An 18,601-nucleotide genomic window follows, 5' to 3' on the forward strand; every position below is an offset into this window, starting at 1 on the left:
GCCCCCCGGGGTTTCGGGAAGGGGCGGGGTGGGGGAAAGCCCCGCAGGGCCCACCCCCGAGGCCGGTACCGCTGACGCCGGCGACTCGGCCGGAGCGCAGGGCGGGCCGGAGGCCGAGACCGCCACAGGCGCGGACACGGCCGGGGCCGAGCCCGCCGCGGGCGGCGGCCTCAGCGAGGCCCAGGCCGAACTGGCCGCGCAGAAGATCGAGCGCGAGCGGATCGCCCGGCGCAAGGCCGAACGCGAAGGCCCCGTCGAGGCCGGCGCGAAGCTCAGCGGCAAGGCCGCCGACCTGCTGGCCGCCGTACGGGCCGTGGAGAGCGGCGGCAAGCCCTCCGCCGCCTACTTCGACGACGCGCCGGCCGCCCCCCGCAAGGCGGCCCCCGCTCCCCCGGCGCCACGCCCGGCCGCCCCGGCGCCGGCGGCCGCGCCCGCCGCACCCTCCGCCGACGCCGTGGACGGCGTACGGGCCGTCCTGGCCCGCGGTGGCGCGCCCGAGTCGCTGGCGGGCCCGGTCGCGGCGGCCCTCGGCGACGGCGCCGCGCAGGAGCTCGCGGAGAACCCGTGGCGGCTGCTGGCCGTCCCGGCCGTGCGTCCGACACAGGCGGACGGCTTCGCCCGCGCCCTGCTGGGCGCGGCGGCCGGGCCCGGGGACGGGCGCCGCACGACCGTCCTGGTGGGCTGGCTGCTGGCCCAGGCGGGCCTGAAGGGACACACCGCGCTGGAGGCTCCGGTCCTGGAGAAGGCCCTGGCCCAGTACGGCGTGCCGGATCCGGCCGAGGCGCTGGAGCAGTCCATCGCGGAGGCCTCGGTACTGGTCTTCCACGAACCCCTCGGCCCGCCGGTGGAGGAGGGCGAGGAGCAGCCCGTACGGATCCTCGTGGGCCTGGAGGGCGCCGCGATGGCCGAGGAGAGCCTGGCCGACGGCCTGGCCCGGCTGGCCGGCACCTTCGACGGCCCGGCGGACTGGGAGCAGGCCGCCGCGGCCGCACCGGACCGGTCCTCCGCCGAGCTGATCCGTGCGGTCGCCGGCCATGGTCTGGTCACTCATACGGGTGGCGAGGCCGCCCGGGCCGAACCGCTCGCGCTGGCCGCCGCGGCCCGTGACATGGGCCTGCGCGTCTGCGTGGCGGCGCACGCCCCCGGTGGCGCCGATTCGGTGACGGTGGCGGAGCTGCTGTCCGGCCAGGAGGGGCCCGGGCGGGACGCGGACGGGCAGTTCGCGCTGGACCTGCTGGTCGTGCTGGACGCTCCGCAGCTGGACGTGGAGAACGCGGCCGCGCTGGTCGAGGGCGTGGCGGACGGGGCCCGGCTGGTCCTGTCCGGAGACCCCGCGGTGCTCGGCTCCGCGGGCGCGGGCCGGGTGTTCGCCGATGTGCTGGCGGCGCGCACGTGCCCCCAGCTGGTCTCCCGCACCCCGGACCCCGGACCCGTGGGCGAGCTCGTCTCCGGCGTGGGGATCGGAGAGCTGAACCAGGTCGACGCCCCCGGCAAGGAGGTCGTCATCGTCCCGGTGCAGGACGCGGGGGAGGCCGTGCACCGCGCGGTGCAGCTGGTGGCCGAGTCGGTGCCGCGGGCCTTCGGGATCCCGGCGGACAGCGTGCAGGTGATCACCCCGGGGCACGGCGGGTCCGCGGGGACACGGGCGCTGAACGCCGCGCTCAAGGAGCGGCTCAACCCCGGCCCGGGCCGGTTCGGCGGTTTCGACCCCGGCGACCGGGTGGTCCATGTGCCGTCCCCGGGGCGGGCCCTGCCGGCCCGTGTGGTGTCGGCCGACGCCCAGGGGCTGCACCTGGACCGCGCGGGAGCACTGGTCGTCGTACCGAAGGATCTCGTCGAGTCCCAGGTGCGGCACGGCTGGGCGGTGACGGCGCACCAGGCGGTCGGGGCGCGCTGGCCGGCCGTGGTGGTCGTGCTGCCGGGCGACGCGGCGCAGGCCCTGTCGCGGGACTGGGTCTACACGGCGTTCGGGCGGGCCGAGCGGCACCTGTCGGTGGTGCACGGTGTCGACCAGGCCCTGCCGCGCGCGGTCGCCGAGGTGCTGCCGAAGCCGCGTACGACGCGGCTGACGGGCCTGCTGAAGGCGCTCGCGGCGGCGGGCGGACAGCCGGAGCAGTAGACGGCAGCGGCCTCCCGCCCCGAGGGGAGGGAGGCCGCGGTGCCGGCACGCGTCGGGGGTCAGGCGGGGGTCAGGCCCGGCCGGGCGGTTTCGTCCTCCTCCCGGGCGTCGTCGGCGTCGTCGGCGTCCTCGAACTCGTCGGCCTCCTCGTCGAAGACGGAGCTGACGTCGAAGCGGTGCAGCACGTCCTGCGGGTCGATGTGCCCGAAGGGCGAGCCCAGCCACTCCCCCGGTTCCGCCATGTCCTCCGAGGCGGCGATCCAGAGCGTGGAGTCGCCCTCCTCCAGTCCGAAGTCCTTGTAGCGGGAGGCGATCTCGTCGGGCTCGTACTCCCCGAAGAGGACGCCGAGGGCGTCGGCGGTGCCTCCGTCCTGGACGAAGTCGGCGTCCCGGTCGTGTGCGGCGACCCGTTCCGCCTGCGCGATCAGGCGCGCCGGTTCGACGACGGCGTAGTCGCGGCGGATGAGCACGCTGAAGGCGGCCGGTTCGGCGGGGCCGGTGTACGGGACGCCGTCCTCGGGCGTCGGGATCTCGAAGGGAGTGACTTCGTCGTAGCGGTCGTAGAGGAGTTCGTCGTACTCCTCGGCGGCGGCGGCGAGTTCGTTGAAGGCGGCGTAGACGTCCGGATCCTCGTCCCCGATCCTGCGCTCGACCGCGGCGAGGTGGCGGTCGAGCGCGGCCTTGACCGCCTCGGCGGCGGCGCGGACCTCGGCAACAGTGGGCAGAGCGGCATCAGACATAGAGCAGACGCTATCCGTAGCAGGGCTCTGCCCGCACAATAGATGCGATGCCGGAATACGAATTTGTCGACGTGTACGTGCCCCGCGGGGTCCCTCGCAAGGAGGCGACCCGCCTGCTGACCGACCATGCCGAGTACGGGAACTGGGAGATCGACCGGCTGAGCCTGCACCGGGACGGCAGCCGCCGCGTGCGGCTGCGCCGCCGGATCATCCGCCAGGTCCGCGCGACCTGGTGAACGCGGGCCCCGGGGGCGGGGCCCGCGTCGTGGGCAACCGTCAGGCGGCGTTCCGGGAACGCCGGTAGAGCACGGTGCCGGCCAGCAGCAGGCCGCCCGCGATCGGGAGGCCTGCGGTCAGGACGTCACCGGCACCGGTGGCGGCGAGCCCGGGGTGCGCCTCGGTACCGCTGCCCGGGCCGGGGTGCGTGACGGGGGTGACCGAACCCGTACCCGGGTTTCCGGGCGTACCCGGGTTGCCCGGAGTGCCGGGGGTGCCCGGAGTGCCGGGGTTTCCGGGCGTACCCGGGTTGCCCGGGGTGCCGGGGTTACCGGGCGTACCCGGGTTGCCGGGGTTGCCCGGGGTACCGGGGTTACCTGGATTGCCCGGGTTCCCGGGGTTACCCGGATTCCCGGGGTTACCGGGGTTACCGGGATTGCCCGGGTTACCGGGGTTCCCGGGGTTCCCGGGGTTCCCGGGGTTCCCGGGGTTCCCGGGGTTCCCGGGGTTCCCGGGGTTCCCGGGGTTCCCGGGGTTCCCGGGGTTCAGTTGTTGCCGAAGGCCGGGTTCAGCAAGGCGATGACGTCCACGGTGTTGCCGCAGGCGTTCACCGGCGCCTCCACGGGCGCCTGCACGGTGTTCCCGGACAGCAGGCCCGGAGAGTTCTTCGCATGCCCCGTCGCGCCGGCGTCCGCGTGTGCGTAGCCCCCGCCCAGAGCGAGGACACCCCCCGCGGCAGCCATGGTGATCAGGGTCTTCCTGGTGACCTGTGCCGGTCGTCGCATCTGTACTCGTCCCCTGGTGTGTACGTGTCGGCCGGCACTCGGAGGCCGGCCGTCCAGGCTCCCCCGCCTGGTACGCCGAAAAGTGGTTCCGGGCCGGAAAAGCCCGGTGGCCCCGGAGCGCTGGAATGCGCTCCGGGGCCGAAGACTTCAGATGCGTCAGGCGTTGACGCAGGTGTTGCCGAAGGCCGGGTTCAGCAGGCCGATGACGTTCACGGTGTTACCGCAGACGTTGACCGGGATGTGGACCGGGACCTGGACGACGTTGCCGGACAGGACGCCGGGGGAGCCGATGGCCGCACCCTGGGCACCCGCGTCGGCGACGGCCAGACCCGCACCCGCGAGAACCAGACCACCGGTGGCAGCCGCAGCGGCGACAACCTTCTTGAGCATTGTTCCTCCTAGTAGGCAAAGTGCGGTCCCAGCCGCGGACCGCACCACCTGTAACGAGGAGGGATCACCAGGGCTACGAGCGTATGAGTGCATTCACTCTTCTCAGTGGAATGCGCACACCTTCTCGAATGTCAGGCGTTGTCGATGAATCGGTCGAGCACCCGCGCCCCGAACTTCAGTCCTTCCACCGGCACCCGCTCGTCCACGCCGTGGAACATCCCGGCGAAGTCCAGCTCCGGCGGCAGCTGCAGCGGCGCGAAGCCGAAGCAGCGGATGCCGAGGTCGTCGAAGGACTTGGCGTCCGTGCCGCCCGAGAGCATGTACGGGACCGCACGCGCGATCGGGTCCTCCGCCTTCAGGGCGCCCTGCATCGCTTCGACCAGCCGGCCGTCGAAGTCCGTCTCCAGCGCCTTGTCGCCATGCACGTCCTCGCGCTTCACGCGGGGGCCGAGGATGCGGTCCAGGTCCGCGAAGAACTCCTCCTCGTAGCCCGGCAGGAAGCGGCCGTCGACGTGGGCCGTCGCCTGGCCCGGGATGACGTTGACCTTGTAGCCGGCGCCGAGCATCGTCGGGGCGGCCGAGTTGCGCAGGGTCGCGCCGACCATCTTGGCGATGCCGCCGAGCTTGGCGAGCGTGGCGTCCATGTTGTCCGGGTCCAGGGGGGTGCCCAGGGCGTCCGAGAGCTCGTCCAGGAAGGACCGTACGGTCTTGGTCACGCGCACCGGCCACTGGTGGCGGCCGAGCCGGCCCACGGCCTCGCACAGCTCCGTGATGGCGTTGTCGTTGTTGGTCATGGAGCCGTGGCCCGCGGTGCCCTCCACCGTGAGCCGCATCCAGTGCATGCCCTTCTGCGCCGTCTCCACGAGGTAGAGCCGCAGGTTCTCGTTCACCGTGAAGGAGAAGCCGCCGACCTCGCCGATCGCCTCGGTGACGCCTTCGAACAGCCCCGGGTGCTTGTCGACGAGGTGCCGGGCCCCGTAGATGCCGCCGGCCTCCTCGTCGGCGAGGAAGGCCAGCACGATGTCACGCGGGGGCTTGCGGCCGCTGCGCATCCGGTCGCGGACGACGGCCAGCGTCATCGCGTCCATGTCCTTCATGTCGACGGCGCCGCGGCCCCACAGGCAGCCGTCGGCGATCTCGCCCGCGAACGGGTCGTACGTCCAGTCCGCGGCGTTGGCCGGAACCACGTCGGTGTGCCCGTGGATCAGCAGCGCGGGCCGCGAGGGGTCCTCGCCCTCGATCCGCGCCACCGTCGAGGCGCGGCCCTTGTGCGATTCGAAGATCTGCGGCTCCAGCCCGACCTCGGCGAGCTTCTCGGCGACCCACTCCGCCGCCTTGCGCTCCCCGGGGCCCGAGTGGTCCCCGTAGTTGCTGGTGTCGATCCGGATGAGGTCCCGGCAGAGGTCGACGACCTCGTCCTCGCCGGAAACGGTCTTGCCCGCGCTCGACTCGCTCACGCTGCTTCCTCCCACTGATCCACTCAGTACCGAACGTCCCCATCCTCGCGCCCCGGGCCGCTCTCCCCAAGGGCGATCCCCGGCCGTCGGGGGGTGTGATCGAGGACCCCCCGCCGTTTGGTAATGTTTTCCACGTCGCAACGGCCCGTGAGGGACGCGAGACACACACCCGGTCCGGGTGGCGGAATGGCAGACGCGCTAGCTTGAGGTGCTAGTGCCCTTTATCGGGCGTGGGGGTTCAAGTCCCCCCTCGGACACCCGGCGGCGGCCCCGGAATGTTTGGTAGTGTTTCGCTCGTCGCAACGGCCCGCGAGGGACGCAGGACACACACCCGGTCCGGGTGGCGGAATGGCAGACGCGCTAGCTTGAGGTGCTAGTGCCCTTTATCGGGCGTGGGGGTTCAAGTCCCCCCTCGGACACCGGGGCTCGGGCGGGGTGCCACGGCAGCGGCGAGGCCCCCCGCGCCGGCACGGCTCGGGGGGCCTCGTGGGGCGTCCGGGGGACGTCAGTCGCGGGAGGCGGCGGAGAGGGCCGCCACTCGGCCGCGGACCAGGAACCAGCCGCCGACCAGGGCGGCGGCGATGACCGGGAGGAGCATGACCGTGGTGCGGCCGACGCCGCCGTCGCTCCACATCAGGACCAGGACCGTGACGAGGAAGAGCAGGGTCACGATCTGGGTGTAGGGGGCCCAGGGCAGGCGGTAGGACGGGCGGGAGACCAGGCCGTTCTTCGAGCGGTGCCAGAAGAAGAGCGAGCAGAGCATGACCATGCCCCAGGTGCCGAGGATGCCGATGGAGGCGAGGTTGAGGACGATCTCGAAGGCCTCGCCGGGCATCCAGTAGTTCAGGCCGACGCCGGCGACGCCGAAGGCGGCGGTGAACAGGACGCCGCCGTAGGGGACCTTGCCCTTGTTCATGACGCCGGTGAACTTGGGGGCGGAGCCGGACAGGGCCATCGAGCGCAGGATGCGGCCGGTGGAGTACAGGCCCGAGTTCAGCGAGGAGAGGGCGGCGGTCAGGACGACCAGGTTCATGATGCCGGCGGTGCCGGGGATGCCCAGCTTGTCGAAGACGGTCACGAACGGGGACTGGTCGGCGGAGTAGGCGGTGTACGGGAGCAGCAGGGCCAGCAGGACGACCGAGCCCACGTAGAAGACGCCGACGCGCCACATGATGGAGTTGATCGCCTTCGGCATGATCTTCTCGGGGTTCTCGGTCTCGCCCGCGGCGACGCCGCACAGCTCGACGGAGGCGTACGCGAAGACGACGCCCTGGACCACCATGAGCATCGGGATCACGCCGGAGGGGAAGAGGCCGCCGTTGTCGGTGATCGTCGCGAGGCCGGGGGTGTGGCCGTCGATCGGGTGGCTGGTGGCGACCAGGTAGATGGCGACGACCATGAAGATCACCAGGGCGCTGACCTTGACGATCGAGAACCAGAACTCCATCTCGCCGAAGTACTTCACCGAGATCAGGTTCGCGGTGAGGACGATGGCGAGGGCGATGAACGCCAGGACCCACTGGGGGACGTCGGTGAACGCGGACCAGTAGTGGGCGAACACCGCGGCGGCCGTGATGTCCGCCACGGTGGTCGTGGACCAGTTCAGGAAGTACAGCCAGCCGGCCGTGTAGGCGCCCTTCTCGCCCATGAACTCGCGGGCGTAGGAGACGAAGGCGCCGGAGGAGGGCCGGTAGAGGACGAGCTCGCCGAGGGCCCGGACCACGAAGAAGGCGAAGACGCCGCACACCGCGTAGGCGATCGCGAGCGAGGGGCCCGCGCCGGCGAGGCGGCCGCCGGCTCCGAGGAACAGGCCGGTGCCTATCGCTCCGCCGATCGCGATCATGTTGATGTGGCGGGACTTCAGGTCCTTGCTGTAGCCCTCGTCACCCGCGTCGACATGGCGGGAGGACGCCGGGGCGGGTGCCTCGGTCATGGTGCGGTCACTCATCTATGACTTCGCCTTCGTGGGTGGGACAGGCAGCCCGGACGGCCTCGCAGGGGAGCTGGGTGGTGTCCCCTGTGACGCGTTCCGGGTGTTTTGATCGCCATAGGAGACCACGAGGCTCGGCCAGCCGCCAAAATCGCCCCCTGTACGCCGAAGCCCCCGACGACCTTGGAAACGGGCGTCGGGGGCTTCGTCGGAGCTGGAAAGCGAGGTCAGTCGCCGGGTGTGCCCTCGGCCGCCTGGTCGAGGCGGAAGGCCTCGTTGCCGAGGCCGATGCGGGCGTGGACCTCGGGGCGGCTGCGGCGCAGGAGGGCCCCGTACAGCAGTCCGCCCACGACGGCGGCGCCGATGATGCCCGGCAGGACCCAGCTGAGGGCGGAGCCCTTCTCGGCGCCGACGAGGACGCCGAAGTCCTTGACGGTGTAGGCGGCGATGGCGAGCAGGGCGAGGCCTGCGGCGCCGGCCGCGACGAGCCGCCAGACCTGGGCGCCGGCGGTGCCGCGGCGGACGAAGAAGGCGATCACGGCGAAGGAGGCGGCGGCCATGAGGAGCGTCACACCGAGGGCGCCGACGCTGCCCATCCAGGTGAACAGGTGCAGGACGGGCGCGGTGGGGTCGCCGGCCGGCAGGTCGTCGGTGACGGCGAAGGCGATGACGACGAGGGCCGCGATGCCGGTCTGGAGCAGCGAGCCGGTGGCGGGGGCGCCGGTCCCGGCGTTGGTGCGGCCGAAGGCGGCGGGGAGCAGGCCCTCGCGGCCCATGGCGAAGGCGTAGCGGGCGACGACGTTGTGGAAGCTGAGCATGGCGGCGAACATGCCGGTCACGAAGAGGACGTGCAGGACGTCGGTGAAGGTGGCGCCGAGGCGGGACTCGGTGAGCTGGAAGAGCAGGCCGGGGCCGGCTTCGCCGGCGGTCCTGACGACTTCGCCGGGGCCGGTGGCGACGGTGAGGGCCCAGGCGCTGAAGGCGAAGAAGAGGGCGACGAAGCCGACTGCGAGGAACATCACGCGGGAGACGACGATGTGCGGCCTGCTGGTCTCCTCGGCGTACACCGGGGACTGCTCGAAGCCGACGAAGGCGGCGATGCAGAAGCACAGGGCGGTGCCGAGGCCGGCCCCGCTGAGGGTCTCGGGGTTGAAGGCGTGCAGCGAGAGGCCCTCGGGTCCGGGCTCGGCGAGGGCGGCGGCGTCGAAGACGACGACGAGGGCGCACTCGATCAGGAGGAGGACGCCGAGGACCTTGGCGTTGAGGTCGATCTTGAGCCAGCCGAGCGCGCCGGTGACGGCTACGGCGAGCAGGGCGGGGATCCACCAGGCGAGCTCGGTGTCCAGGTAGGTGGCGAAGAGGCCGGAGATCTCGAAGCCGAGGATGCCGTAGACGCCGACCTGCATGGCGCTGTACGCGACGAGGGCGACGAGCGAGGCGGCCGCGCCGGCGGTGGGGCCGAGGCCGCGGGCGATGTACGCGTAGAAGGCGCCGGCGTTGTGGACGTGGCGGCTCATCTCGGCGTAGCCGACGCTGAACAGCGCGAGGACGAGGCCCAGGATGACGAAGAGCAGGGGCTGGCCGACCACACCCATCAGACCGAAGGTCGTCGGCATGACGCCCGCGACCACCATCAGGGGGGCGCTCGCGGCGAGTACGGAGAGCAGCAGGCCGGCGGTGCCGAGGCGGTCGGCGCGCAGCGCGCGGTCCTGGCCCTTGTAGGTGCGTATCTCGGCCGGTTCCTGGAGCGTGGTGGATCTGCCCGTCGGCATGGCGGCGTCCTTTCGGGGGCGCGGTTCTCTCGGGGGCGGAGCGGGGTGGTGCCTGGGGGTCGTGCCTGCGGTCGTTCCGTGGGTGGGGCGCTGTGGGGGTCAGGCGGTGCCGAGCGCGACGTTGCGCGCGGCGAGGAAGGCCTTCTGCGGGTCCCGGTCGGGATAGGACCAGGGGGCACGGGTCGCGTGGCTGCCGATGCGGTGGAAGAGCGCGGCGGCCTCGGCGGGGCGGCCCTCGCAGAGTTTGGCGTGGGCGAGGAAGTTCAGGTCGACCCGGTTGCGGGGGTGGTCGTCGCGCTCCCACTCCAGCCACCAGTCGAAGGCGGAGCGCAGGACCTGGCGGGCGCGGCGGCCCGCCCAGTGGGCCGCGGCCGCCTCGGGGGTGTGGCCGTGCGTGGCGGCGAGCACGCGGTAGCGCTCGGCGTGCGCGACGACGGGGAGCACGGCCAGCGGTGAGTCGGCCGGGGACTCCTCGGCGGCCCAGGCCGCGAAGTCGTAGACCTCGTGGAGCGGGTCCTGGCCGGGAGCGAGGGTGCGCTCGGCCAGCTTCGCCACCATGAGGTGGTGGGCGTGGTGGTGCTCGCGGTGGCGGGCCCGGACCTGGTCGAAGTGGCGGCTGAACTCCTCCTCGGTGCCGAAGCCGCGGGAGAGCAGGAGCAGTCCGAGCCACGGGGTCGGGTCGTCGGGGAGCAGTGCGGCGGCCCGGCGGCAGGCCTCGTCGGCGGCGGCCGGCGTGCCCTTGTGGCGCAGGGCGCTGAAGACGGCGGCGCAGGCGAGGAGGGTGGCGGCGTCGGCGCTGTCCGGTTCGGCCAGCAGCCATTCGCGGGCCCAGGCGGTGGCCGCCGGGGTCTGGGCGAGGACGACGACGCGGTGGCCCCGGCGGTCCCAGTCGTCGCCGGTGCCGACGAGGAGGGAACGGACCCTGGCCCAGCGCCCCTGGGCGAACTGGGAGCGCACGTCGATGAGTTCGGCGTCGCAGAGGGCCGGGTCGAAGAGCTGGGCTTCCCGCTTGCGGGCGCGGCCGAGGGGCGGCGGAGGCGGGGACATCCGCGGGGTTTCCCTCCAGGACGCGGGCGGACGGGGGTCGGGGGTGGGGATCGTGGGGTGTGGATCGCGGATCGGCGGTCGGGTCGGGTCGGGGGGCGGGGCTGCGGCGGCCGCCCGCGCGCAGGGAGCACGCGCGTGGCTCGGCCGCGAGGCCGCGGGATCGTGCCGGTGGAGCTGTGACGGATCTCCGGTGGGGCTGCGGGTGGGACCGCGGTGGAGTTCCGAGGGGACTGCGACGGGGCGCCGGGTGCTCGGGCGGATTCGGGCGGGACTCCGGTGAGCACTCCGGTGATCACGCACAGCAAAGCGGTACGCGCAGCTCCGAGTCAAGGTCCAGTCCACTGCGTGGCGGGTTTCAACTGCTTTGGCGGTCGTACCAGTTGGGCGGGCGATATTCGTTCCGGGCGGCCTCGGGCCGCGCCGTAGGGTGGCCGTATGACTGCATATGACGATCTTCCCCCGTACCTGCTGGGCTTCCCCGGCCCGTTGCGCGACCAGCTGGTCGCGGCCGTGCTGAGCGGGGCGAAGACCAGCACCACCGGCCTGCTCGCGGAGTACGAGGCGGAGCGCGAACCGCTGCCGGAGCCCGGCACGCGGTCCCTGCTGGTCGACTCCGGCGAGCGCGGGGTGGCGGTGGTGGAGGTGACGGCCGTGGAGGTGCTGCGGCTCGCCGACGTGGGGCTGGGGCACGCCCTCGACGAGGGGGAGGGATACACGTCGGTGGCCGAATGGCGTACGGCACACGAGGAGTTCTGGCACAGCGAGCCGGTGCGCACGGTGATCGGCGACCCGGGGTTCACGGTCGACGACGACACCCTCGTCGTCGCGGAGCGGTTCCGGGTCACCGAGCGACTGGTCTGACGCCCCCGGACGGGGGCGCAGACCCGGGGGCGGGGCCGAGTCTCAGCCCACCGCCCGGGCCGCGGCCCGGCCCGCCGCGCGGCCCGAGAAGATGCACCCGCCGAGGAAGGTGCCCTCCAGGGCGCGGTAGCCGTGGACCCCGCCGCCGCCGAATCCGGCCGCCTCGCCGGCGGCGTAGACGCCCGGCAGCGGTTCGCCCGTCCCGGTCAGGACCCGGGAGGAGAGGTCGGTCTCCAGGCCGCCGAGGGACTTGCGGGTGAGGATGGAGAGCCGTACGGCGATCAGCGGGCCGGCCCCGGGGTCGAGGATGCGGTGCGGGGCGGCGGTGCGGATCAGCTTGTCGCCGAGGTACCTGCGGGCGCCGTGGATGGCGGTCACCTGGAGGTCCTTGGTGAAGGGGTTGGCGATCTCCCGGTCGCGGGCCACGATCTCGCGCCGGACGGCGGCCTCGTCGAGGAGGTCCTCCTTGGTGACCGCGTTCATGCCGCGCACGAGGGCGGAGAGGTCGCGCTCGACGACGAAGTCGGCGCCGTTGTCCATGAAGGCCTTGACCGGGCCGGGTACGGCCTGGCGGGCCCGGGTGATGACGTCGCGCACCGACTTGCCGGTGAGGTCCGGGTTCTGTTCGGAGCCGGAGAGGGCGAACTCCTTGCCGATGATGCGCTGGTTGAGCACGAACCAGGTGTGGTCGTGGCCGGTCTTCATGATGTGGTCGAGCGTGCCGAGGGTGTCGAAGCCGGGGAAGAGCGGTACGGGCAGGCGCTTGCCCGTGGCGTCCAGCCAGAGCGGGGACGGGCCGGGGAGGATGCGGATGCCGTGCTTGGCCCAGATCGGGTTCCAGTTCTGGATGCCCTCGGTGTAGTGCCACATCCGGTCCTTGTTGATGTGACTGGCGCCCGCCGCTTCGGCGATGCCCAGCATCAGGCCGTCGACGTGCGCGGGGACCCCGGAGAGCATCCGCTGCGGCGGGGTGCCGAGCCGGGCGGGCCACTGAGCGCGCACGAGGTCGTGGTTGCCGCCGATGCCGCCGCTGGTGACGATCACGGCCTGGGCCCGCAGGGAGAAGGACCCGGTGGCCTCGCGGCCGCTGGCGGTGCCCCGTACGGCGTCGGAGGGCTCCAGGATCTCGCCGGTCACGGTGTCCACGGCGCCGGCGGTGGCGGACAGCCCGGTCACCCGGTGGCGGAACGCCAGGCGGACCAGGCCGCGGGCCACGCCTGCCCGGACCCGCCGTTCGAACGGCTCCACCAGGCCGGGGCCGGTGCCCCAGGTGATGTGGAAGCGGGGGACGGAGTTGCCGTGTCCGTTGGCGTCGTAGCCGCCGCGCTCCGCCCAGCCGACGACGGGGAAGAAGCGGACGCCCTGCCGGTGCAGCCAGGGGCGCTTCTCGCCGGCCGCGAAGTCGACGTAGGCCTCGGCCCAGCGGCGTGGCCAGGCGTCCTCCTCGCGGTCGAACCCGGCGGTGCCCAGCCAGTCCTGGAGGGCGAGGGCGTGGCTGTCCTTGATCCGCATCCGGCGCTGCTCGGGCGAGTCCACGAAGAACAGACCGCCGAAGGACCAGTGCGCCTGGCCGCCGATGGACTGCTCCGGCTCCTGGTCGAGCAGGATGACCTTGCGGCCCGCGTCGACGAGCTCGGCGGTGGCCACGAGGCCCGCGAGCCCGGCTCCGATCACGATCACGTCTGCGTCGTACGTCATGCGGATACCCGTCCTCCGTCGATGGTGGGGCAGATCCTTTGCTACGGAGCGGTAACCAGTCAACAGCGGTGGTTGGATGAACCCGTGAGCGCCGCTGATGAAGTGCTGGACGTGGTGGACCGGCAGGACCGGGTCACCGGGCAGGCCCCGCGGGGCGAGGTGTACGCCCGCGGGCTGATCCACCGCTGCGTGTTCGTGCTGGCCAGGGACGCGGAGGACCGGATCTTCGTGCACCGGCGCACCGCGTCGAAGCTCGTCTTTCCCTCGCACTACGACATGTTCGTGGGCGGGGTGCTGGGCACCGGCGAGAGCTACGGGCGGGCCGCGCTGCGGGAGGCCGAGGAGGAGCTGGGGGTGCGGGGGCTGGCGCAGCCGGAGCCGCTGCTGAAGTTCCTGTACGAGGGCCCGGGCGGGGCCTGGTGGTCGTACGTGCACGAGGTGCGGTGCGACCTGCCGGTGTCCCCGCAGGTCTCGGAGGTGGACTGGCACACCTTCCTCACGCGGGAGGAGCTGGACCGGCGGGTCGCGGACGGGCAGTGGCCCTGGGTCCCGGACGGGCTGGAGGCCTACCGGCGGCTGCGCGCGCATCGCGGTTCCCGCCAGTAGATTGATCAGGTGATCGACTTCGCCAAGGACGTACGCCTGTGGTTCGCGCCGTCGCGGCTGAAGGACGAGGGCGACACCCCCGACTACCGCTTCTCGCTGGCCAACGAGCGCACCTTCCTCGCCTGGATCCGGACCGCGCTGGCCCTGGTCGGCGGCGGTTTCGCCGTCGACCAGTTCCTGCCCGACCTGCGGTGGGGGGTGCGGGTCGGGATGGCCTTCGCACTGCTCGCGGTCGGCGCCGCCTGCGCGCTGCGCGCGGTGAACCACTGGGTGCGCTGCGAGCGGGCGATGCGGCGGCACGAGGACCTGCCGCTGTCGCGGTTCCCGGTGGTGCTGAGCCTGGGCGTCGGGCTGGTCGCGGTGGCGATGGTGGTGGTCGTGCTGCTGGGCTGGACGTCGGGGCGGTGAGCGGTCCGGGCACGGACCGCGATGCCGGGCTGCAGCCCGAGCGGACCCGGCTCGCGTGGCGGCGTACGACGCTGGCGTCCTCGGTGGTGGCGGTGCTGGCGCTGCGGCAGGCGCTGCGCGGGTCCGGTTCGTCGACGGAGGTGGCCGGGGCTGCGGTGATCGTGCTGATCTGGCTGGTGTTCCTGTGGGTGGCGCACCGCAGGATCCGGGCGCTGGCGACCGGCCGGCCGCCGGGGCTGGCGCCCCGGTCGGCGCTGGCCGTGGTGGGGTGCACGGTGGCGCTGGCGGTCTTCGCGATGGCGGTCATCCTCTGACCCGACTGCCGGATCGTCCCACTTCTCCCACCGATCGGGACACAACGGGCGATAGCCGACCATTCGCACTAGTCTCGGCGCCATGACGACCCTCCACCACGAACACCCCACGCACCAGCACGCCCACGGCGCGGACTGCGGCCACCAGGCGGTCCCGCACGGCGACCACGTCGACTACGCGCACGACGGCCACCTGCACCGGGAGCACTCGGGGCACTGGGACGAGTGCGAGCCGGCCGGGCACACCGCTCACGAGGGCCACGCCCACGCGCACGGCGCGGACTGCGGGCACGAGACGGTCCGGCACGGCGACCACGTCGACTACCTGCACGACGGTCACCGGCACGCCGAGCACGACGGGCACTACGACGACCACTGACCGGCGCCGCTCCTGACCGGCGCCGCTCCAGGGGGTGGCCGCCCCGACCGGGGCCCCTCCGGCCGGGGCGGCGACCCGCTCTCCCCCGGCGCGGCGACGGCTGACAGGATGCTGAGCGCCTGTCAAAGCGACCCGGGGAGAGCGCAGATGTCCGTCGATGACCCGTACCTCGTCCAGCCCGCGCCGGGGGTGTACGCCTACGTCCAGCCGGACGGGGGCTGGTGCCTGAACAACGCCGGCTTCGTGAGCGACGGCGGCCGGACCCTGCTCGTGGACACCGCCGCCACCGAGCGGCGGGCCCTGGCGCTGCGCGAGGCGGTCGTGGCGGCCGGGGTGCCGCTCCCCCGGACCGTGGTCAACACCCACCACCACGGCGACCACACCTACGGCAACTCCGTCTTCACCCCCGAGGCGCTGGTCCTCGGGCACGAGAACGCGCGGGCCGAGCAGCTCGCCGCCGGGCACCAGCTGGAGATGATCTGGCCCGCGACGGACTTCGGCGCGATAGACATCACCGCTCCCGACCTCACCTACGGCGACCGGGCGACCGTGCACGTGGGCGGGACCGAGGTGCGGATCGTCCACCCGGGCGTCGCGCACACCACCGGGGACTCGGTCGTGTGGCTGCCCGCCCAGCGGGTCGTCTTCACCGGGGACCTGGTCTTCGCCGGGGGCACGCCGTTCCTGGCGATGGGCTCGCTCGCCGGCTCCCTGCGGGCGCTGGAGCTGCTGCGGTCGCTGGACGCGGAGACCGTCGTACCGGGCCACGGACCGCTGACCGACCCGTCGGCCTACGACTCCACCGAGCGCTACCTGCGGTACGTGGCCGAGCTGGCCCGGGAGGGGCACGCCAAGGGGCTGAGCCCGCTGGAGGTGGCCCGGCAGGCCGATCTCGGCGAGTTCGCCGCGTGGCGGGAGAGCGAGCGGCTCGTGGCGAACGTGCACCGGGCGTACGCGGAGCTGGCCGGGGAGCCGGAGGGCGCGCCGCTGGACATCCTGGCGGTCCTGCGGGACATGACGGTGATGAACGGCGGTACGCCGATCCTCTGTCACGCGTGAGGCCGGCGGGCCGGAGGTGTTCTTTCGGCCCGCCCTCTGGACGGCATACCGACTGGTCGGCATGATGGCGTGCGGGTGGTGCGCCGACGCACCGCCCGTTCGTTCCCTCGTCGTCAACTCCCCGCACGGAGGTGCGCACCATGACCTCAGCCCCGGCCGATCCCCGAGGCCTGGACCTGGAGCGGCTGCGCGGTCATCTCGACCGGGCCCGGCCGGGACTCGTGTCCGGTGCGCTGCGCGGCCGTCTGATCGAGGGCGGCCGGTCGAATCTCACGTACGAGATCACCGACGGGTCCGCCCGCTGGGTGGTGCGCAGGCCGCCGCTCGGGCACGTTCTGGCCACCGCCCACGACATGCGCCGCGAGCACCGGGTCATCGCGGCGCTGCACGACACGGCCGTGCCGGTGCCGGAGCCGGTGCTGCTGTGCGAGGACGAGTCCGTGCTCGGGGCGCCGTTCTACGTCATGGAGTACGTGGACGGGGTGCCGTACCGCACGGCCGGCGAGCTCGCCGCGATCGGTCCGGAGCGCACCCGGAGGGCGGTGTTCGGGCTGGTGGACACGCTGGTCGAGCTGCACGCGGTGGACCCGGAGGCGGTGGGTCTGGGCGACTTCGGCCGGCCGGAGGGCTTCCTCGACCGGCAGCTGCGGCGCTGGGGCAAGCAGCTCGCGGCCTCCCGGGGGCGCGAGCTCGCCGGGATCGACGAGCTGCACGGCGCCCTGGGCCGCAGGCTGCCCGCCTCCCCCGCCCCGACCGTGGTGCACGGCGACTACCGGCTGGACAACGTGCTGATCGGCGGCCCGGACGACACGATCCGGGCGGTCCTGGACTGGGAGATGTCCACGCTCGGGGATCCGCTGACCGACCTGGGGCTGCTGGTGATGTACAGCTCCGATCTGGGCCTGACCGCGTCCCCGGTCAGCACGACGAGCGGGGCTCCCGGCCATCCGACACCCGCCGAGCTGGTCGAGCGGTACGCCGCCCGGTCCGGCCGGGACACCGGTGCGATCGCCTGGTACACGGCCTTCGCCTGGTTCAAGCTCGCGGTGATCCTCGAGGGCATCCACTACCGCTACACGCTCGGGCAGACCGTCGGTGCGGGTTTCGACCGGATCGGCGAGCTGGTTCCGGTCTTCATCGAACACGGACTGACCACCCTCCAGGGCCTCCATCCATTCGAAAACGGCCAGGAAGGCTGAGGCACGCAGCATGGACTTCGCATTCGACGCCCGGACCGAGGAACTCCGCGAGCGGCTGCTCGCGTTCATGGAGGACCACGTCTATCCGGCGGAGCCCGTCGCCGCCGAGCAGCGCGCACGGCTGGCCTCGCCCTGGGAAACCCCGGCCGTCTTCGGTGAACTGAAGGCCGAGGCACGCCGTCAGGGCCTGTGGAACCTCTTCCTGCCCGACTCGGAGTACGGCGCGGGGCTGACCAACCTCCAGTACGCCCCGCTGGCGGAGATCACCGGCCGCAGCCCGCACCTGGCGCCCATGGCGACGAACTGCGCGGCCCCGGACACCGGGAACATGGAGCTGCTGGCGCAGTTCGGGAGCGAGGAGCAGAAGAAGCAGTGGCTCCAGCCGCTGCTGAACGGCGAGATCCGCTCCGCGTTCGCCATGACGGAGCCCGAGGTGGCGTCCTCGGACGCGACGAACATCGAGACCCGGATCGAGCGGGTGGGGGACGAATATGCGATCACGGGCCGCAAGTGGTTCATCTCCGGCGCCATGAACCCGGACTGCGCGGTCTTCATCGTGATGGGCAAGACCGCCCCGGAGGGCGCCGATCCGCGCCGTCAGCAGTCGATGGTCCTGGTCCCGCGGGACACCCCGGGCGTCGAGGTGCGCCGGGCCATGACGGTGTACGGGTACGAGGACCACGACCACGGCGGCCACGCCGAGGTGGTGTTCGACGGGGCGCGGGTCCCGGCGGCGAACCTGATCGGCGAGGAGGGCGGCGGCTTCGCCATCGCCCAGGCGCGGCTCGGCCCGGGCCGCATCCACCACTGCATGCGCCTGATCGGCATGGCGGAGCGGGCCGTCGAGCTGATGTGCCGGCGGGCGGTGGAACGTACGGCCTTCGGCAAGCCGCTGGCCGCGCAGGGCGTCGTGCAGAACTGGATCGCGGACGCCCGGGTGACGGTGGAGCAGTCGCGGCTGCTGGTGCTGAAGACGGCCTGGCTGATGGACACGGTCGGGAACCGGGGGGCGCACACCGAGATCCAGGCCATCAAGATCGCGACTCCGCGGGCGGTGGTGCGGATCCTGGACGACGCGGTGCAGCTGTACGGTGCGGGCGGGGTGAGCCAGGACTACCCGCTGGCCGAACTGTGGGCGGCGGCGCGGACCCTGCGGCTGGCCGACGGACCGGACGAGGTGCACCAGCGGTCCCTGGCCCGGCGCGAACTGAAGCGTTACATGTAGAGAGGTCCGTCAGGGCGTCGTGGTGCGGCCCGCCGCGGCCGCGATGACCTCGTCCAGCACCTCGCGGGAGCGGATCAGCTCGCCGATCATCCGGTCGATCCGCTCCCGCTCCCCGGCCAGTTCGGCCACCAGCGCCGGTGTGGCGCGCACCGACGGGCCGCCGTCCTCGTCCCGCATGCAGGGCAGGATCTGCCCGATCTTCGCGCTGTTCAGACCGGCCGCGTAGAGCTCCTGGATGCGGATGACCCGGTCGACGGCCCGCTCGGAGAAGTCCCGGTGGCCGCCGGGGGTGCGGTCGGAGGCCAGCAGCCCCTGTGCCTCGTAGTAGCGCAGCGAACGCTCGCCCACGCCGGTGCGCGCCGCCAGTTCCCCGATCCGCACGGTCCCCCCAGGTCT

The 18,601-nt window shown here is 72.9% G+C and carries 18 protein-coding genes, 2 tRNA genes and 1 pseudogene; 12 read left to right on the top strand and 9 right to left on the bottom strand.

Annotated features, from left to right (window positions below; all coding sequences use genetic code 11):
- A partial coding sequence (locus tag IG86_RS0132990; RefSeq protein WP_030901907.1) for an ATP-binding domain-containing protein occupies nt 1-2,119 on the top strand: 2,119 nt, incomplete at its 5' end.
- A gap of 59 nt (nt 2,120-2,178) precedes the next feature.
- On the opposite strand, the gene IG86_RS0132995 is transcribed toward IG86_RS0132990, so the two are convergent.
- Nucleotides 2,179-2,859 carry a hypothetical protein gene (locus tag IG86_RS0132995; protein ID WP_037849590.1) on the bottom strand — a complete coding sequence of 227 codons (681 nt, stop codon included), beginning with the start codon at nt 2,857-2,859 and terminating at the stop codon, nt 2,179-2,181.
- Nucleotides 2,860-2,906: 47 nt separating this feature from the next.
- Between IG86_RS0132995 and IG86_RS0133000 the strand changes: the two genes are divergently transcribed.
- Nucleotides 2,907-3,095 carry a DUF5703 family protein gene (locus tag IG86_RS0133000; protein WP_030037337.1) on the top strand — a complete coding sequence of 63 codons (189 nt, stop codon included), beginning with the start codon at nt 2,907-2,909 and terminating at the stop codon, nt 3,093-3,095.
- A 40-nt stretch (nt 3,096-3,135) separates the two neighbouring features.
- On the opposite strand, the pseudogene IG86_RS44800 reads toward IG86_RS0133000, so the two are convergent.
- From IG86_RS44800 to IG86_RS0133015, 3 genes and pseudogenes are all read right to left on the bottom strand, one after another.
- Nucleotides 3,136-3,818: pseudogene (locus tag IG86_RS44800) on the bottom strand (chaplin).
- Nucleotides 3,819-4,016: 198 nt separating this feature from the next.
- On the bottom strand, nt 4,017-4,250 hold the full coding sequence (gene chpH, locus IG86_RS0133010) for a chaplin ChpH (RefSeq protein ID WP_030655871.1): 234 nt from the start codon (nt 4,248-4,250) through the stop codon (nt 4,017-4,019).
- Nucleotides 4,251-4,381: 131 nt separating this feature from the next.
- Nucleotides 4,382-5,707 (bottom strand): M20/M25/M40 family metallo-hydrolase, encoded by a 1,326-nt coding sequence (locus IG86_RS0133015; protein ID WP_030655868.1) that lies wholly within the window; start codon nt 5,705-5,707, stop codon nt 4,382-4,384.
- A 172-nt stretch (nt 5,708-5,879) separates the two neighbouring features.
- On the opposite strand from IG86_RS0133015, the gene IG86_RS0133020 reads away from it, so the two are divergent.
- Both IG86_RS0133020 and IG86_RS0133025 read left to right on the top strand, forming a co-directional pair.
- Nucleotides 5,880-5,964: transfer RNA gene (locus tag IG86_RS0133020), tRNA-Leu, on the top strand.
- 77 nt (nt 5,965-6,041) lie between these two features.
- A tRNA-Leu gene (locus IG86_RS0133025) sits at nt 6,042-6,126 on the top strand.
- Between the two features lie 86 nt (nt 6,127-6,212).
- Here the strand turns inward: IG86_RS0133025 and IG86_RS0133030 are convergent.
- The 3 genes from IG86_RS0133030 to IG86_RS0133040 form a co-directional block, all read right to left on the bottom strand.
- Entirely contained in the window at nt 6,213-7,655 is a 1,443-nt protein-coding gene (locus IG86_RS0133030; protein ID WP_030901913.1) for an amino acid permease, read from the bottom strand.
- Nucleotides 7,656-7,864: 209 nt separating this feature from the next.
- Nucleotides 7,865-9,409 (bottom strand): APC family permease, encoded by a 1,545-nt coding sequence (locus IG86_RS0133035; protein ID WP_030831825.1) that lies wholly within the window; start codon nt 9,407-9,409, stop codon nt 7,865-7,867.
- 99 nt (nt 9,410-9,508) lie between these two features.
- Nucleotides 9,509-10,456 carry a hypothetical protein gene (locus IG86_RS0133040; RefSeq protein WP_030831822.1) on the bottom strand — a complete coding sequence of 316 codons (948 nt, stop codon included), beginning with the start codon at nt 10,454-10,456 and terminating at the stop codon, nt 9,509-9,511.
- A gap of 435 nt (nt 10,457-10,891) precedes the next feature.
- On the opposite strand from IG86_RS0133040, the gene IG86_RS0133045 reads away from it, so the two are divergent.
- The gene (locus IG86_RS0133045; RefSeq protein WP_030831820.1) at nt 10,892-11,317 is read left to right on the top strand and encodes an ASCH domain-containing protein; all 426 of its coding nucleotides are present in this window, start codon (nt 10,892-10,894) and stop codon (nt 11,315-11,317) included.
- Between the two features lie 42 nt (nt 11,318-11,359).
- Here IG86_RS0133045 and IG86_RS0133050 read toward each other — a convergent pair whose 3' ends face one another.
- Entirely contained in the window at nt 11,360-13,015 is a 1,656-nt protein-coding gene (locus IG86_RS0133050; RefSeq protein ID WP_030901916.1) for an FAD-binding dehydrogenase, read from the bottom strand.
- A gap of 84 nt (nt 13,016-13,099) precedes the next feature.
- Here IG86_RS0133050 and IG86_RS0133055 point away from each other — a divergent pair, with 84 nt between their 5' ends.
- The 7 genes from IG86_RS0133055 to IG86_RS0133085 all read left to right on the top strand — a co-directional run bounded on the left by IG86_RS0133055 (nt 13,100) and on the right by IG86_RS0133085 (nt 18,205).
- A complete protein-coding gene (locus IG86_RS0133055) occupies nt 13,100-13,621 on the top strand; it encodes an NUDIX hydrolase (RefSeq protein ID WP_030831815.1) in 522 nt (173 codons plus the stop codon).
- A gap of 9 nt (nt 13,622-13,630) precedes the next feature.
- Nucleotides 13,631-14,029, top strand: coding sequence for a YidH family protein (locus IG86_RS0133060; RefSeq protein ID WP_030661533.1), 399 nt, complete (start codon nt 13,631-13,633; stop codon nt 14,027-14,029).
- Nucleotides 14,026-14,343 (top strand): DUF202 domain-containing protein, encoded by a 318-nt coding sequence (locus IG86_RS0133065; protein ID WP_030831812.1) that lies wholly within the window; start codon nt 14,026-14,028, stop codon nt 14,341-14,343. Before IG86_RS0133060 ends, IG86_RS0133065 begins: the two co-directional genes overlap by 4 nt.
- Nucleotides 14,344-14,425: 82 nt before the next feature.
- The gene (locus tag IG86_RS0133070) at nt 14,426-14,722 is read left to right on the top strand and encodes a hypothetical protein (RefSeq protein WP_030831809.1); all 297 of its coding nucleotides are present in this window, start codon (nt 14,426-14,428) and stop codon (nt 14,720-14,722) included.
- Between the two features lie 147 nt (nt 14,723-14,869).
- Entirely contained in the window at nt 14,870-15,781 is a 912-nt protein-coding gene (locus IG86_RS0133075; protein ID WP_030831806.1) for an MBL fold metallo-hydrolase, read from the top strand.
- 140 nt (nt 15,782-15,921) lie between these two features.
- A complete protein-coding gene (locus IG86_RS0133080) occupies nt 15,922-16,980 on the top strand; it encodes a phosphotransferase family protein (RefSeq protein ID WP_030831805.1) in 1,059 nt (352 codons plus the stop codon).
- A gap of 10 nt (nt 16,981-16,990) precedes the next feature.
- On the top strand, nt 16,991-18,205 hold the full coding sequence (locus IG86_RS0133085) for an acyl-CoA dehydrogenase family protein (protein WP_030831802.1): 1,215 nt from the start codon (nt 16,991-16,993) through the stop codon (nt 18,203-18,205).
- Between the two features lie 9 nt (nt 18,206-18,214).
- On the opposite strand, the gene IG86_RS0133090 is transcribed toward IG86_RS0133085, so the two are convergent.
- Nucleotides 18,215-18,586 (bottom strand): MerR family transcriptional regulator, encoded by a 372-nt coding sequence (locus IG86_RS0133090; RefSeq protein WP_030831799.1) that lies wholly within the window; start codon nt 18,584-18,586, stop codon nt 18,215-18,217.
- Nucleotides 18,587-18,601 lie beyond the last annotated feature (15 nt).

It is taken from the genome of Streptomyces virginiae, assembly GCF_000720455.1.
GTDB classification, from domain to species: Bacteria; Actinomycetota; Actinomycetes; order Streptomycetales; family Streptomycetaceae; genus Streptomyces; species Streptomyces virginiae.

Coding starts and splice junctions, on each gene's coding strand:
- IG86_RS0133040 (WP_030831822.1), bottom strand. CDS start 10,456: ATGTCCCCGCCTCCGCCGCCCCTCGGCCGCGCCCGCAAGCGGGAAGCC.
- chpH (WP_030655871.1), bottom strand. CDS start 4,250: ATGCTCAAGAAGGTTGTCGCCGCTGCGGCTGCCACCGGTGGTCTGGTT.
- IG86_RS0133000 (WP_030037337.1), top strand. CDS start 2,907: ATGCCGGAATACGAATTTGTCGACGTGTACGTGCCCCGCGGGGTCCCT.
- IG86_RS0133075 (WP_030831806.1), top strand. CDS start 14,870: ATGTCCGTCGATGACCCGTACCTCGTCCAGCCCGCGCCGGGGGTGTAC.
- IG86_RS0133070 (WP_030831809.1), top strand. CDS start 14,426: ATGACGACCCTCCACCACGAACACCCCACGCACCAGCACGCCCACGGC.
- IG86_RS0133035 (WP_030831825.1), bottom strand. CDS start 9,409: ATGCCGACGGGCAGATCCACCACGCTCCAGGAACCGGCCGAGATACGC.
- IG86_RS0133080 (WP_030831805.1), top strand. CDS start 15,922: ATGACCTCAGCCCCGGCCGATCCCCGAGGCCTGGACCTGGAGCGGCTG.
- IG86_RS0132995 (WP_037849590.1), bottom strand. CDS start 2,859: ATGTCTGATGCCGCTCTGCCCACTGTTGCCGAGGTCCGCGCCGCCGCC.
- IG86_RS0133050 (WP_030901916.1), bottom strand. CDS start 13,015: ATGACGTACGACGCAGACGTGATCGTGATCGGAGCCGGGCTCGCGGGC.
- IG86_RS0133030 (WP_030901913.1), bottom strand. CDS start 7,655: ATGAGTGACCGCACCATGACCGAGGCACCCGCCCCGGCGTCCTCCCGC.
- IG86_RS0133085 (WP_030831802.1), top strand. CDS start 16,991: ATGGACTTCGCATTCGACGCCCGGACCGAGGAACTCCGCGAGCGGCTG.
- IG86_RS0133045 (WP_030831820.1), top strand. CDS start 10,892: ATGACTGCATATGACGATCTTCCCCCGTACCTGCTGGGCTTCCCCGGC.